The 14690-nt window shown below is 61.4% G+C and carries 17 protein-coding genes; 12 read left to right on the top strand and 5 right to left on the bottom strand.

The window, feature by feature from the left end; genetic code table 11:
• The first annotated feature begins 287 nt into the window (after positions 1–287).
• The 9 genes from ACIQUI_RS14980 (at position 288) to ACIQUI_RS14940 (ending at position 8265) form a co-directional block, all read left to right on the top strand.
• Positions 288–806 (top strand): type IV secretion protein IcmW, encoded by a 519-nt coding sequence (locus ACIQUI_RS14980; protein WP_403199832.1) that lies wholly within the window; start codon positions 288–290, stop codon positions 804–806.
• A complete protein-coding gene (locus ACIQUI_RS14975) occupies positions 799–1644 on the top strand; it encodes a hypothetical protein (RefSeq protein WP_403199829.1) in 846 nt (281 codons plus the stop codon). The genes ACIQUI_RS14980 and ACIQUI_RS14975 overlap by 8 nt, the downstream gene beginning before the upstream one ends.
• A gap of 12 nt (positions 1645–1656) precedes the next feature.
• Positions 1657–2412: a hypothetical protein gene (locus ACIQUI_RS14970; RefSeq protein WP_403199827.1), complete on the top strand. Its 756-nt coding sequence runs from the start codon at positions 1657–1659 to the stop codon at positions 2410–2412.
• A 1-nt stretch (position 2413) separates the two neighbouring features.
• Positions 2414–3550, top strand: coding sequence for a hypothetical protein (locus ACIQUI_RS14965; protein WP_403199824.1), 1137 nt, complete (start codon positions 2414–2416; stop codon positions 3548–3550).
• A 7-nt stretch (positions 3551–3557) separates the two neighbouring features.
• Entirely contained in the window at positions 3558–4733 is a 1176-nt protein-coding gene (locus ACIQUI_RS14960; protein WP_403199821.1) for a hypothetical protein, read from the top strand.
• Positions 4734–4746: 13 nt separating this feature from the next.
• A complete protein-coding gene (locus tag ACIQUI_RS14955) occupies positions 4747–5883 on the top strand; it encodes a M23 family metallopeptidase (protein WP_403199818.1) in 1137 nt (378 codons plus the stop codon).
• Between the two features lie 27 nt (positions 5884–5910).
• Positions 5911–7299, top strand: a complete 1389-nt coding sequence (locus tag ACIQUI_RS14950) for a hypothetical protein (RefSeq protein WP_403199815.1) — start codon at positions 5911–5913, stop codon at positions 7297–7299.
• Between the two features lie 72 nt (positions 7300–7371).
• Positions 7372–7797 carry a hypothetical protein gene (locus ACIQUI_RS14945; RefSeq protein ID WP_403199812.1) on the top strand — a complete coding sequence of 142 codons (426 nt, stop codon included), beginning with the start codon at positions 7372–7374 and terminating at the stop codon, positions 7795–7797.
• Positions 7798–7812: 15 nt separating this feature from the next.
• Positions 7813–8265 (top strand): hypothetical protein, encoded by a 453-nt coding sequence (locus tag ACIQUI_RS14940; RefSeq protein ID WP_403199809.1) that lies wholly within the window; start codon positions 7813–7815, stop codon positions 8263–8265.
• Between the two features lie 578 nt (positions 8266–8843).
• Here the strand turns inward: ACIQUI_RS14940 and ACIQUI_RS14935 are convergent.
• Together ACIQUI_RS14935 and ACIQUI_RS14930 are read right to left on the bottom strand one after the other, a co-directional pair.
• Positions 8844–9662: a hypothetical protein gene (locus tag ACIQUI_RS14935; RefSeq protein WP_403199806.1), complete on the bottom strand. Its 819-nt coding sequence runs from the start codon at positions 9660–9662 to the stop codon at positions 8844–8846.
• Positions 9663–9747: 85 nt separating this feature from the next.
• Entirely contained in the window at positions 9748–10359 is a 612-nt protein-coding gene (locus ACIQUI_RS14930; protein WP_403199803.1) for a hypothetical protein, read from the bottom strand.
• A gap of 113 nt (positions 10360–10472) precedes the next feature.
• Here ACIQUI_RS14930 and ACIQUI_RS14925 point away from each other — a divergent pair, with 113 nt between their 5' ends.
• Positions 10473–10820 carry a hypothetical protein gene (locus ACIQUI_RS14925; RefSeq protein ID WP_403199800.1) on the top strand — a complete coding sequence of 116 codons (348 nt, stop codon included), beginning with the start codon at positions 10473–10475 and terminating at the stop codon, positions 10818–10820.
• Positions 10821–10841: 21 nt separating this feature from the next.
• On the opposite strand, the gene ACIQUI_RS14920 is transcribed toward ACIQUI_RS14925, so the two are convergent.
• Positions 10842–11495, bottom strand: coding sequence for an OmpA family protein (locus tag ACIQUI_RS14920; RefSeq protein WP_403199797.1), 654 nt, complete (start codon positions 11493–11495; stop codon positions 10842–10844).
• Positions 11492–11983: a hypothetical protein gene (locus ACIQUI_RS14915; protein WP_403199794.1), complete on the bottom strand. Its 492-nt coding sequence runs from the start codon at positions 11981–11983 to the stop codon at positions 11492–11494. The genes ACIQUI_RS14920 and ACIQUI_RS14915 overlap by 4 nt, the downstream gene beginning before the upstream one ends.
• A gap of 290 nt (positions 11984–12273) precedes the next feature.
• Between ACIQUI_RS14915 and ACIQUI_RS14910 the strand changes: the two genes are divergently transcribed.
• A complete protein-coding gene (locus ACIQUI_RS14910) occupies positions 12274–12807 on the top strand; it encodes a hypothetical protein (protein WP_403199793.1) in 534 nt (177 codons plus the stop codon).
• 38 nt (positions 12808–12845) lie between these two features.
• Positions 12846–14099 (top strand): DUF6685 family protein, encoded by a 1254-nt coding sequence (locus tag ACIQUI_RS14905; RefSeq protein WP_403199790.1) that lies wholly within the window; start codon positions 12846–12848, stop codon positions 14097–14099.
• 85 nt (positions 14100–14184) lie between these two features.
• On the opposite strand, the gene ACIQUI_RS14900 is transcribed toward ACIQUI_RS14905, so the two are convergent.
• The gene (locus ACIQUI_RS14900) at positions 14185–14637 is read right to left on the bottom strand and encodes a hypothetical protein (protein ID WP_403199787.1); all 453 of its coding nucleotides are present in this window, start codon (positions 14635–14637) and stop codon (positions 14185–14187) included.
• Between the last annotated feature and the right edge of the window lie 53 nt (positions 14638–14690).

Raw genomic sequence — 14690 nt, 5'->3', positions numbered from 1 at the left:
GGGCGGCCTGTAATCCGGCCTTACCTACAAGCCGAACGAGAATGAGAAAACACCTCATTTATTTTTCACTTGCTACTGGTAGCGCTTCGCGAACTGCCTTTGCCCCCTTCACTGATCAAACGAATGCGCCGCCCCCCCCCCGCAATCACTCGAAAATGATGGCCAATTGCCCTTGGCTTTTCTCTCAATCAGCATGTCAAAAAGTTGATACGCCAAGATTTTTGATAGAGAATAAGAAACAGGATGCATTTTAGCGTATTTCAGTATGCTTTAACCGAGTGCAGGGAATGGACGAACACACAACCTCCGGTACGCACATACCGCCCATCGACCAGCTGGACCTCACGGCACATGGCGTTCTTGGCCACTTCGCCAAGTCGTCGCGCAATGCCCAGATGGTGAAGTTTCTGGTGAGCATGGACCGCCTGGACCGCTGGGCAGTGGACTTCGATGAGGATGCCCCAGCGCAGCAGTTCGAAATCCAGCTACTGATGCAGGAGCTTCAGTCGTTCGTCGAAACCTACGCACGCGTCCTGCACCAGGTTCCGCAGGCCTTTGCTGAGCTGCTGGCCCACCTCACCTCTTCGCGTTGCATGTACCTGGCCCGGTATGCCGCGCAACACAACGATGCGTTCAACGCGGCGCTGGCGCCGCTGCTAGCTGGCGACCTGTCGCAGCCTGGGGACCTCGCTGCATTTCGCCGCCGGCTGGATGCCTTCAGCAAAGCTCACCTGCTCAGCGAGATTTTCTCTGCAGAGCGGCTGCGCGAGATATCACAGATCATGGAGAGTTACGCAGATGTATGACGGACGACTGAACCCTGTCACGGTGGCGATAGGCAAATCTGTGGGCAAGCGCGCGGTGATGGGTGGTGTGCTGGGTGCCTGGCTGTTGCTGGCCGGGCCGGCATTCGCCGCCACCAGCAGCCTGGGCTCCACGTCCAGTACGTTGCTCTCGGAGCAGAGCTCGGTAGTGGCCGACGCCATCAAGGCCGATGCCGAAGATTGCGCTGCAGGCACCAAGGAAGGAACGATTGGTGCCTCCATCGGCGACGCCCTGAAAATCCACACCGAACTGGCAGCGGCAACCCCCAATGTCGAGTCGCTGTTCAGTGCCACCGCGGACTGCTTCGGTGGCCTGGGCAGCCTGTTCGACCTTTCCGGCTCCATCCCGAGCCTGGGCTCCATTTTCGCAGCGGCCCAGGAAGCGGTATTGAAGTACGCGCAGAAAAAGGTCTGTACGGCAATCCAGCAGGTTTCCTCGATGGTTACCACTCCCATCAACCAGGCGATCGGCAAGGTCAGCAGCGGCACATCACTGGCTGACCTCAACGGCTTGACCAACGGCCTGGTCACCAAAGGCATGAACACGATCGACCCGGAACTGGGCAGTAGCTACCACAGCACCCCTGCCGGCTACGAGGCCACCTACACGGTAGACGTCAACCCGTTCAACTACGTGCAAACCGACTTCGGCGGTGGTGCCGGTACTGGCACTGGCACCACCACTAGCAGCGCGGCGGCAACCAGCACGGTGGCGCCTGCGCCAAGCAGCTCGTCTTCGACGACTTCGGGCAGCACCAGCGGATCCTCGTCCAGCACCAGCAGCGGGTCGTCCGGCTCGGCTGCCGGCCTGTTCAACTAAAGGGGGCTGGCGATGAAGAAAGTCGCGGCAGTGCTGGCCGTCGGCCTTGGCCTGGGCGCTACGGCGCTTCCTGCCCAGGCACTGACCTGGGCTTCGGTGCTGACGTTCATCAGCACCATGCAGAGCGAAATGAGTGCCTGGTCGGTGACCGTCAAGCAGACCGCGCTGTCAGCCAACGTGGTCTCGCAAATGGACAACGATTCGAAAAAGCAGCTTGCCAACGCAGTCGGTGCCATCAACATGTCCGACCGGGCGATGGCCGCTGTGACCTCGTTCGACTCTGCCGTCGGGCAACCGGTCACCATCAAGTGCATCGCCCAGCAGCAGGGCAAGCTGATGGTCGAGGCAGTATCCCAGCGCGACAAGGACGCAGCGCGCCTGATGGCGACCTACTCCTCCCGGCGTGTCGGCTCCAAGGCAGCGGCCGACCAGGAGACCCTGGAAATGCACCGTGACAGCTATTGCAGCGTGTCCGAGGCCAGGCAGGGCATGTGCACGCTTAACGCGAACGGCATGCAAGGCTGGGATGTCGACTACGCCGGGCCTTTCAGCGAAATGACCCTCGCCCCCGAGGGCGAGACGGCAGCGTATGCCTACACCGCGATGATCACCGATCAACGTGCAGAGGCACATATCGACTGCACCACGGTCGCCTGCAATGCCGCCCAGTCGCAGCAACTCGCCGCCTCGGCGATGACCGCGATGGCTGCCAACTCTCTCGTAGGGCAGGTGACGGACCGTCGCGTGCCAATGCTCACAGGGCAGTGATATGAATTTTCGGCTCAAGCTCGCCAGCATCGTCGTGGGTTCGACAATGCTCTCAGGTGTTTCCTACGGTGCACTGTACGGTTTCGGCCCCGCCGAGATGTGGACGGTGGCGCAGATCGAATTGCTGACAGGATCCGTGGGCACCAACATCACCACCTTCGGCACGACCTTCGGTAACCAGATGACCATCAAGTTCGAACAGATCATCGCGGCCGTGGCCGTCGCCACCAAACAGGAGGCACTGTCGGCGAACGTGGTGGCGGACAACAGCCGGCAAACCTCCGAGCAGCTGGTCAACGCGATTCGCGCACAACAGCAGAACTCGGCCGTGGCCAAGGCTTACCTCGACTTCAACGCAGCGACCGGCCAAGGTTTCGACCCTTGCGGCACGGTGGTGAAGAACAAGTCGATGGACATTGCCTTTACCAGCATGGCAGCCAAGGCCAAGGCCGCAGTCGGTGAACTGGACGCCTCTCCAGGCCGCCTGGTTCCCTCGACAGGCAAGGCAATGCAGCAACGCCTGCAAGAGCACCGCAGCAAGTTCTGCACCACCGCAGAGGCAGACGCAGGCCTGTGCACGCTCAGTACGCTGCCCGGTGGCGATACCAACGCCGCCCTGCTGTTCGAAGCCGCAGACGCTGACTCGCTGACCACCGAAGCACGCACTGCCTATATCCAGCACGTGATCGGCCCGCCTGATGAAGCCCTGGCCAAGGCCGCCGGCGCGACGCCAGCCGGTGAAACCTACATGGTGCACAAAAACCGCAAGGATTCGATGCTGTCGGTACCGGCCTACAGCCTGTCGATGATCAACGCAGCCAACACCCGTAGCAAGGAGTTCGGCGGCAAATCACCCAATGAGGTGCTCAAGCTGCGCGTGAACCAGTACTTCGGCGGCAAGGAAGCGGAGCAGTGGTCGGGCAGCCTTGCGCGCCAGACCCAGCGCGGGCTGCTGGTTGAGGCGGCCAAGATGGGTGGCCTCGAAGTCTGGATTCATCAGCAGCAGTACGAGCAGAACCAGCGCCTGCTGGCCAACCTGGCAACGCTGGTGGTCGCCTCCTCGGACGTCCTTGGCGCCCCACTGGAAGCGCGCTACCAGAAGGTATTGTCTGAAACAGCAGCGCAGTCGGTACAGTGAGGTGCCTATGAAAAAGGATTTCGACGAAGCGCGTGAAGCGCGCAAATGGAAGGTTGCGCTCGGGGCGTCGCTGGTTCTGACCTCCACGCTGGCTTGGGCCTATTGCCCACCCCAGTATCAGGAAAATACCGTAGCCCCGGCGTTCACTGCTGCTACCCAGACGCTCAACGGCCTGGTGTCGGGCGTGGATGCTTCGCTGTCGGCCCTGCTTGAGACCGAGAGCCAGCGCCTGACCTCGGCCATCGCGATCCTGACCAAGCAGAAAGCCCTGGCCGCAAACCAGGTCGCGGAGGCAGGGCACAATGCTGCGCAGCAAACGGCCACAGGGCTCAAGGTGCTGGCCCAGACCCAACGGGTCAAGCAGTCTCGCTTCGACTATGGCGGCGAATTTGGCCAGGGCTTCTCGCCGTGCTCGGTCTACGCAACGCGAACGCTGATCAGCGCCCGTGATGCCGACATGGGCACCGAGGTTCGCCAGCGGGTCAAGTCCGAGATCGTCGCCGCCCCCGGCACCTATGCCGAGCCCATCAGTGCACAGGCAGCACTGGTGGAAGCACGCAAGCCGTTCTGCACCCAGGATCAGGCAGATTCAGGCATGTGCGAGTCGGTCGGTGCTCTGCCAGGCGCCGACCTGACCGTGGCCACCTTGTTCGAACCCGCCATGGAAACCGAGCCGCTGTACCAGGCGAAAGTCGGCTTCGTGAACAACGTTGCCGGCCTGCCGGACGGCCCGGTGCCGGCATCGGCGGGCAAATCCGCCGCCACCGCGGACTACGCGCTGTCCAAGGCCCGCAAGGATGCGCTGGTTTCGCCGGCACTTGCCAGCCTCAAGGCGATCCAGCTGGACTATTCCGGCGTGCAAGGCAAAGAGACAGGTACCGACCTGCCGCTGGCCGTGCATTTCCGCACCGAGGTCAAGCGCTATTCGGGCAACACCGCCCAGTACGACAATTGGTCCAGGGTCATGTCGGCCCAGAACGAGCGCGGTGCGCTGGTCGAGATCCTGAAGATCAAGGCGCTGGACCTGGCCATCCAGGAAAAACAGTACCGCCAGTACGAAAGCATGGAAGCCCAACTGGCTTCGCTGGTATCGATGTCGGTCACAGCTGCCGGCGCGCAAGCCCAGACCAGCCAGGCAGCGGCAGATGCCGCCAAGCAGAACGTACAGCAAAGCGTGCAGTGACGGAGCGCCAGGGATGAACAGAACGATCTTGCGCAGCATTGCCAGCCTTGGCTTGCTGGCTTGCGCCCACAGCGCCATTGCCGACACCTGTATGGTATCGCCCACCGACAAGGAAATTGTGTCCGGTCGTTTCGGCAAGTTCCGGGGCGGCGGCGCGGCCAACCATGGTTCGGCCAACCAGAAAGCGCACATGCACGATGGCCTGGACTTTTCCACCAGCGGTACCTCGCAGCCGGTATACGCCACCACCGAGGGCAAGATCACCTTCGCGGGCTCTCGAAGATCTGCGGGCAACGCGATACTGATCCAGCGGGCCAATGGCGATATCGTCGCCTACTACCACCTCAGCGGCTTCGCCAACGGCATCAAGCAGGGCGTCACGGTCAAGCCGGGGCAGCAGCTGGGGCTGTCAGGCAACACCCCCAGCACGACCATGGCCAAACACTTGCACTTCACCTATGGCACCACGAAAAAGGACGAGGCCAGGGCCAAGGCGTTCAGGGAAAATGCCCACCGAGGGCCATTCAACCCGGCGCAGCTACCTTCCGCCGTGGTCACCCCGCAGGCTGACATTGGCTGGAAGACTGACCCGGCACCCTATTTCTGCCAAACTTACGCCATCCAGGATGGCCACCCCGAGCATTACCCGATCCTGGGCAAGGACACCAAAGCTCAGCACCAGATCCTTTTCGGTAATGTACCTTCGGGCGGGGTTGCGCCAGACTCCACAGCTGAGCCTGTCCAGGTGGCAGCCGCCAACGCCGATGCAGCGCTGGCCGAGGCGGATGGCAAGACACCCGCGATGTACTTGTCCGACGCTGATGGCTATGGTGCCTTGCCGAGCGCGCCGATTGGTGGCTACGACACCATGTCGGTTTCGGAAATGCTGGCTACCGAAGCCACCCGGCGCTTCAGCGATGCCGAGTGGAACAACAGTATCACCCATGTTTCCAGCCGCGCCCTGTGGGTCGACTACAACCGGGCAGTGGGGGTCGGCAATTATTTGTCGGAAGCGATTTATCGCAAAAAGGAAAAAGTTGAAGCATTGCTTGCCGTTTACGCGTCGCAGAAATTGGCAGGTCAACGGATACAGACCGATGGGGCCCAGCAGCGAGCCCAGAAAGGAGCTGTTTCCAGATCCATTGAATAACGCGGCGCCCACGAAAGGTAAACACAGATGGAACCCAAAGAACTCGATAAGCCTGATCATGCCGTCGCTGATTCTGCTGCCGGGCAAACAGCCCAGCCAGGGCGGAGCTATGCAGGCATCCTGGTCCATCATGGCGCAGCACCTTATCAAAATGACCCTGCCAATCAGGGCAGTTACTACGTAACCCTGGAAACACCTGCCGGTAATCAGACCTTGTGGGGTGCCGGCCTCGAACAGGCTATGCGCGAGACAGCACCTGCAGTCGGCAAACCCGTGCAACTGGATTACCAGGCAAGTGCCGAAGCAGGGAGTGAACAGTCGGCACCAGGTCGCTGGAGCGCGCATTCGATCGATGCGGCTGCCCTGCAGGCCCACAATGCCGGCCACAGTCCGTCGCCGAGCGCTGTGCCAGACATCGACCCAAGCACATTTGACGCCATCATGAAGGTTGCCGCAGAGGTGAAGTCCAAAGGGGCATCTCTCGACCCTGATGAAGTACGCCGCATCAACGCAGCCCTTCTCGACAGCAATGCCAACGACGCTGCGCAATCACCTGCACCCGCTGAACCCGAGGAGCAGGAGCCACATCACCAGGCGCCGCAGCCAGAAGCCAACGGTGCCGAAGCGCTGCTCAAGGGTGGGGCTCAGCTGGTGGGCGGCGTGGCCTCGCTCACCGGTGCTGCCATGCAGGGGCTTGGCAAGGGCGCAAGTGCCTTGGCCACTGCCCTGCGCGGGAACGCGCAAGCCCAGGATGCGCAGCTGTCTTCGGCGCAAGCGACAAGCCAGCAAACGCACGACGCTGCGCCAGAGCCCGCGGCTACCGAGGAAATGACCGGCCGTGTGCAAGTTCTGCCCCGTCTCTCCGAATACCGGGTAGACCAGGTCGAGAAAGCCGCCAGCAACTACGAGAAAGCCCACTCTGCCTTCTGGAACGCTGGGAACATGCCCCAGGTGCGCGAGCAGATCGAAACCCGCGCCGAGCAGACTGGCCTGAGCGTGCCCGAAGTCATCGAGAAGATGAAGCCAGACGGTGAATACACCGACCTTCACGAAAAATTCGTGCAGGCCGTAGGCGAGTCACCGGACGCGCAAAGCAGCAAGAAAGCCATGGACAAGGCCCTCACCGGCTGGACACGGCAGTATGGGCGTGCCCAGGAAGAATTACTGAACCCGGAAACCCAGGACAACCCGCACTACGACAAGCTGAAGAACCGGCTGGAGAACTCCAGCGACAACATGCACCACAATGCGGGCAACATGCCGGCCTTCGAGGGCGAAACGCAATCGCACCTGGAGCGCTTGAAAGATGTGATGCAGCGTATTGCCGAACGCCTGAAGGAAATGGTGCAAGGGATTGTCAGCATGGTTCGCGGCAAGCCTTCAGGTCCGTCTCAGGGCGATGACTTTACCCCGTGAGGCAGCTGTAGCAAGACTCAAACCCCAATGGAGCCATGAAGGCGCAGCCCTCATCCAAGCAAGGAGAACGGAATGACCGAGTACAGCAGCTGGAAAGAAATCACCGCCACGCCGGAGGCCCACCTCGATTTCCTGCGGGTGATCGATACCAAGCTGGAAGAAGGCCTGGGTCGCAGGAACCTGTATGAAAAGCTGTCGAAGGACATCACGGTTGAAGGCAAGGCCTTCAGCCAGTCCTTCCACCTGAACAAGCTGGAAACCAACTCCACCAACTGGGATACCGACGAAACGCCAGACCCGGTCAAGCTGGAGATTGTCGAATTGACCTCGAAGATCAAGGCGGCAGACCCAGGTTACGACCTGGCTCACTTCACGGTCGGCTACGAATACATGATCAACGAGATGAAAGAACGCGGCGTGCAGGTGAATGCGGGCCTGGACCACAGCGACCCTGCCCCGAGGCAACGCAGTGGCTCGGACTACGAGCCTGGCATGTGACGCCTGGAGGTGCCTGTGAAACCGACCATTTCACTCATGCTGGCATTCAGCGTGCTGGCCTTGGCAAATGCTGCCCAGGCCCAGCAAGCCCCGGCGGCGGCCGAGGAGCAATGGCAGGAGCTACCGCGCAACACCACCATTTACGTACCGGTGCCGAAGCAGATCACGCCGGTTTCGGCCTATCGTTCGTGCTCGAACCGTTACGAAGGTGAACGCTGCGATTTTTCCACCCCTCGTCAGGGTGTGGTCGAAGGCACCTGCCAGGCACCGGAAATGCGACAGCCGCCTGCCTATGGCTACGACACGCAACAATACCCAGCGCAAATACGCACTGCGCTGGTATGTGTCCCTGCCGAGGACCCGGCTGCTGGTGGTCCGAGCATGCCGGATGGCAACCCGGCCAATCCTGGCCACGAATCGCCCTACGCGCCCCCGGCAGCCCCGGCAGCGGAACAGCCCAATCCATAGCCACTGTTTTGCCGGATACCCAATCTTTGCGGGAACAACTGTCTGATTCAAAATCTGAGAGCTTGGGCAATCTCTGTGGGAGCGGGCGAGCCCGCGAACACCGGCGTAGCCGGTGCCATGTACCGAGTTGGTTTCTTCGCGGGTGAACCCGCAGAGGTACTATGCAGGCCTCAGCTTGGCGCGGTCCCTGTGGGAGCGGCTTCAGCCGCGAACACCAGCGCAGCCGGTGCCATGTACCGAGTTGAATTCTTCGCGGGCACGCCCGCTCCCACAGGTACTGTGCAGGCCTCAGGCTGGTGCGGTCCCTGTGGGAGCGGCTTCAGCCGCGAACACCGGCGTAGCCGGTGCCATGTACCGAGTTGAATTCTTCGCGGGCACGCCCGCTCCCACAGGTACTGTGCAGGCCTCAGGCTGGTGCGGTCCCTGTGGGAGCGGCTTCAGCCGCGAACACCGGCGCAGCCGGTGCCATGTACCGAGTTGAATTCTTCGCGGGCACGCCCGCTCCCACAGGTACTGTGCAGGCCTCAGGCTGGCGCGGTCCCTGTGGGAGCGGCCCTGGCCGCGAAGACGCCACTCACTCATGACATCGGATCAGGTTCTTCCGGCTCCTGCCGGGGAGCTGCCGACTGCAGCATGTCCATGATGAACCGTTGCGTTTCCGGCAACTGCTTGCCGAACGCCTCATCCACCTCCGGGGCTACCTGGATGTCACCCTCGCGCACACTCAGTTCAACCTCCTGCTGATAACGCGCCACGAAACGCTCGCGTATCAATTGCGCATCGGGCGCTTGCTCGTCAACCAGCTCTTCCAGCACGCCTTGCGCCGCATGCGTGAAGACCAAGGTGCTGTTGTATTGCTGCGTCTTCAGGCCCGACTGGGCAAAGGTGGACTGAAACTGCTTCTCCATCGCTTCAATGGTGGCATGCAGCAACCGGTTGGCCTCTCTGAGCGCGGCAACTTCCGCCGCCAGGCCAGCCTCGGGGCTACCCTGTGCACCCGCGGCGCGGTTCGCTTGCGCCATATGCGACATCTGTCCGTGCATCAACTGGATCAGTTCGCGCAGGCGCTCAGCTTCACCCCTGAGCTGCACAGTTTCTTCAAAATACTGGCGAACATACCCACGTAGCGGCTCCAGCTTCTCGTTGGCGCGCGCCACGCCGGCATTCCAGCCCTCCGTATACCCATGGGAGCGGCCTTTTCTGAAACCCTCCTTGCGGCCGTGCCCCCGGCCTTCCTGATAGCCCTCCTGGCGGCCTTCCTGGTAACCCTCGCGCCGCCCTTCCTGGCGCCCCTGGTCGCGGCCAACATGGAGGTTGGCAATGGCCTGCTGAACAGAGCCGTTGTAACCGCCGTCAAGGCTCATGTTGCCCTTGCGCGCAGCCCAGTTATGGTCCATCTCGCCATCTCCCTGGATCGGCGCGTCCTCGGAACATGCGCCGCTAGATTCTGGTCAATGCCAAACCCGATACTGTCGACCGAGTTCAGCGCGTGGTCTTTACCTCGCTCCCAGCTGCTTGCTGGGCTTCGGCCTGAGGCAAGGCAAAATCGGCCAGGCGATGCAGCGCAACCGCGACCCAGTCGCCACCGAAACGCTCGTCCTCCAGCACTGACTTCAGCGCCAGGATCGGCACACAGTGCCTTGCCACGCCTTGGACATAAAAAGCAGCGATCCATTCGGGTAGCAAGTGTTTTAAATCTTCATGGGCTTCCACACTGAACATCAACGCAAGAATACCCGGCATGGCCTTGACCTCCCGGCTGGGCAACGCGTCGGCCAGCCAGAAGGCCACCTCGCCGAACTGGCCGGCCTCAATCGGCAACAGCGCCACCACCTTGTGCCCGTAGCGATCCACCACGATCCCCGGTTCGAGATCGAGCGTTTGCGCGTCGAAGTGGATGGTTTCATGCCGAATCGGCAGCGACTTGAGAAAGTGCTCCAGCAGCGTGTACATCTCGAAGGCTGCCGGAATGTCCTTCTGGATGGCGGGTGCACTCTTGGCCATCACGCTGACGAAGCCGCCGCCCGCCTGGGCCAGGACATCGCCACTGATGGCCTGCGCCACTAAAGCCTCGAGTTCATACAACGAATACATGGTCCCACTCCCTCGCAACGGCTCGACTAGACTGAACTTCAACCTGCTGACAGGTCCAAAATCGCAGTCGTTCGTGTTTGTATGTTTGCAGCCCAAACTTCAAGGATGTACCCATGACCCATCAGTTTCACTGTGCATTTCACCCCGCAGCCGGCAATGACGGCGGGGTGCTGAACATCGGCCCCGCCTCGGTCAGCATCGACCTGGAAAACCTCTCCCTGTTCGCCAGCGTGGTCGGGCAGATCGAAAAGCGCCGGGCGGCGGGCCTGGCCAGGTCGGAGATTCTCGGCGAGTGGGCAGACAGTGAAAACATCGATTGGGCGCATATCGGCTTTCACGCCTGCCGAGAAAGCTACAGCCTGCGCTACAACGGCGTTGCCTGGGAGGCACCTGCCGACGCTACCATCGCCGCCGCTGCCGAGGCGCGGCTGTTCCTCGACAACATGCGCCTGCAGGCCTGAACCAACGACACGGCCCCTGTCCTAGCGAACCAGGGCCGTGTTCGCCTGATACTGACCGAAGAACTCGAACTCGACCCGGCGGTTGGCTGCGCGACCAACTGCAGTGTCATTCGCGGCGATGTAGTCGCCCTCCTGCCCCTCGGCACTGATCTTCGCCGCCGCTACGCCACGCCGAACCAGGTACATCTTCGCCGCCTGTGCCCTGAGCAGGGCGACCCGACGGTTCGCTGCCACCGTGCCCACGCTGTCGGTAAAGCCGACAATTTTCACCTGCAGCGCGTCTTGTGCCGAGCGCACCAGAACGTCGCCATCCTCGGCGCTGGGGCTGAAGCGTGAGTGACCGAAAGCGAAGTTCAAGGTCATGTGGTTGATCGACGACTGGATCTGATCCTGCCGTGCCCTGATTGCCAGCAGCTCCTGGCGGCTGTCACTGGCATCGGCTTCGGCCGCAGCCAGCCGAACCCGCAAGCTCTGTATCTCGGTGTTCAAGGCATTGATGGTCTGCTGCATTTGCGCAGTGCCCTGCCCTTGCGCACCAGGCGCAACGTAGGGTACCGGCGCGGCAGGGTTTTCCACCAGCTCGAACCCGGCGAACGCCGTTGGCGCGAGGACTGCCGACATCGTGGCCAGCACAAGCGGCACCAGCCGGCGTGGGGTGGCAAACAGGGTGCTCATACTTCTCTCCAATACCGCAGGATCACGAAAACGATGACCGACCAGGCATAGCCCAGCAGCAAGGCAAGAACGCCTGCAAGCAAGTAAGTGCGAAGCGGGTCAATGGCATCCTGGCCAAGCGGCTGGAGCCCAGGCACCAGCGTGGCGGGAAACCATGCGAACAACAGCGCCACCAACGGCGCCAGCCACAGGCCAAGGCGCAGTCGCCGATGGTCACCCTCACGTGTCCACCAGGCGTACCAGGCCAGGCTGAGCAAGTAGGCGGGTAGCAGCATGACACTGAGCAACAGTGTTGATAACGACAGCGCGGCAGCATAGAAGCGCGGCGACCCTTCGGCCATTTCACCCATCAGGGTCGCGACCACTGCAATGGTGAAAGCGCCAAGCGCTGCCAGTAATGGCACCGACAGCAGCCAAAGGGCCGCGCGGCGATCGCCGGCCAGCCGGAGGCCCGGCGCCACGGCAAGCGGAGGTAGCGGGTAGGACATGCCAGAAACTCCTTGTAAGGGCCAGCTGTAGGGCAAGGTTCAGGACAACCGTTGCACCGTGTCAGCCAACATTCGACATCCTGTCATTTATCAAAATGACCTGTTAGAAAAATGTTGATATTGATGGTGAGTATGAATTTGAGGCCTTTTGCCGTCAAGGTTTGAATCTCTGCTATCGGTATGCACGCACTTGACCAGGCGCAAGGCGTAGCGCACACTCAAACCATCTAAAAAACATTTTTTTGACAACCAAAATTGATAGCATTTTGTCATCCAGAAGGATCTGACGCATGAAAGCCCTGCAATTCGCCCTGCCACTGCTGGTTTCACTCGCCTGCACTTCGGCATATGCCGCAAAAATCGACCCGACCGAAGCCAATGCACGCCTCACCCAGGCCCTGACCTGCAAACGCAACCTGTCTCCGGAACAATTCGAGGCGCTGGTCAAGGCCGCCAACGGCAAGGCCATCGTGCAGGCCTCGGACCTGTCCGACGGCGAGTACACCGTGCCGAACCCGCTGGACGTTTTCGGCCGTGCCGTCACCAAGCTTGCAATCCACCCCGGCTCCAATGGCGAAGGCGACTTCGACACCTACTCCGGGGCGTTCACCGGCGAAAGCATCCAGGCAGTGGCCAAGCTGGCCGACGTTCCCAAGGACCAGTTCGGCCAGTACAAGAAAGAAGTCGGCAACCATGACCTGTGGCTGTATGAAGATGGCAACGACACCTACATCAGTTGCTCGTACGACATGCGCACAGTGGTAAAAACCATCAAGAGCACGGCACGTAACGCAGCCGAAGCAGTGCAGCGCGCCACCCAGTAAGGCCAAGCCAACCGACATGAGCTGAAGGGAGTCGCGCCATGAGCTTCAGGACACTGGCTGAAAAGTTTCTGGAAACGGTCAAGGACGACCTGGGCATCCCGGCCCGGTTACGCCGGGTCATCGCCGACACCCCGCGGTTACGCATGCGGGTGGATGACACCGCTGCCGTCATCGCGGCATCGAGTGTGGTTCGCTGGCATGAGTGGGCGCAGCGTATCGGCTTTGGCCATGGCAGCGGTAAAAGCGGCGAGGTCAGGGGCTGGCGCTCAATCAATGACCACTCTCACAGCGAGCATCGGCAAATCCCCGCCCTGGCGCGGCTGGGCAAGAGCGAGACCCAGGCCGGGTTCACCTGCGACATCGGTGATGTGACCGGCCTGTCGGCCTCCAAATCCGAGCTGTACCGGTTTTTCTCCCTGCAGCAGATGGCCGAGCAAACCTGCCAGGCGTTTACCCGCGACATGAGCCAGGAGGGGCTTGCGCAGAACCTGCGCTGGCCGGAGATCGGCATCGTGCATGGCAGCAGCGACTTCATGGTGCAGTATGGCTGGGATGATGGCCTGTACCTGGCCAACAGCGGCGGCTCGCACCATTTCGTCGCCGCCCGGCATATTGCTACCCGGTTGCAGCAACCGGTTGCTCTGCACGGCCGCCTGGTGCGCAACGACCTGGATGCCGAGGCCGCTGCCGAACTGAACGATGAGTACGCCATCTACGCCGTGAGCAAGGACCCCTTCTTCGCTGACGCTTTCGATGCCCTGCGCGACTTCAAGGCCACTCACTACTGGGGCGACCTGCCGCCACCCTACGAAAACGGTATGGCGATATTCCTGCCCAGAGAGGAAGCGCGCTCACGCAAAGTGGCGGAAATCTTCGCCAGCGAAGGCTTTACCAATGTAGGCAAAATCCTGGTGGAACTGGCGTCGCCGGATGCAGCCCTGCAGCGCCGGGCCCGCCAGGAACAACTGCGCGCACGCATTGAAGCCCTGCCAGGGCTTGAAGCAAAAGCCGGTGTAGCGCACCTGTTCGGCAAGCACGCGGCAGCCGCCCTGCGCGATGAACTGGCGACACAGGTGGATTGGCAAACCGTGGAGCAGGCCACCCTGGAGGAAGCCTTCAGCGTGCACCGGCTCGCCCCCCAAAGCGTTTACGAAGCGCTCGCCCAACACAGCCCTGGCGCCATTTCGAGTCATTCATTGCAGACCCTGCGCGCCACCGTCGATGGCTACGCAGCGCTGCATGAGCGCCAATTGGCCAACCCGGCTACGCCCGACGCACCAAGCCCGGACTGACTGCGGGGCATGCAGCGAGCCGGCTGCACCCTTCGGCTGGTCATTGTCCTTGTTGTTGGCAGTACCCCTATGAACGAGCGCAGGATCACTGCACATTCAGCTTCAGAATGTGATCCCGTATGGCAACCCCGGCCTGATGGATCAGCGGCTCCCAGAACACGCGCCCCCTGGCCATCAGCGGCGACCCACGCAAAGAGTCCGCCGTGGCTCGAAGTGCAAGCGCTCCAAATTCATCCGCCATGCTCGCGACGCTGCGCAGACGCTGGTCAGGGCTGTTGTAAGGCTTCTGGTACCACGTTGCGATCTGGTACTCGACACCTTGCTCCTCCAACTTCGCATACAGGTGGGAGACCAGTGCAAGGATGGTTTCGCGAATCAACCCGGGGTCGACATCTTGCGCCTCCAGGAACGCCTGGGTTGGGATCTGGGCAACAGCGAGCAAGTCTTGATGGTTGTAGCCTTGCATCGGCGCAAACACGCCATCCGGCAGTTCGCTATCGTCAGCAAACGATCGCTCGGTGTTCTCATCATTTTGCATGAATTCCTCCTTGGAAGGTCAGCCCACAGCTGACCACGGGAAAAGCAACTCTA

This window comes from Pseudomonas sp. NPDC090592 (assembly GCF_044769185.1).
Classification (GTDB): domain Bacteria; phylum Pseudomonadota; class Gammaproteobacteria; order Pseudomonadales; family Pseudomonadaceae; genus Aquipseudomonas.
The sequence above is the reverse complement of the archived record's forward strand: the minus strand, read 5'-3'. Positions and strand labels throughout refer to the sequence as shown.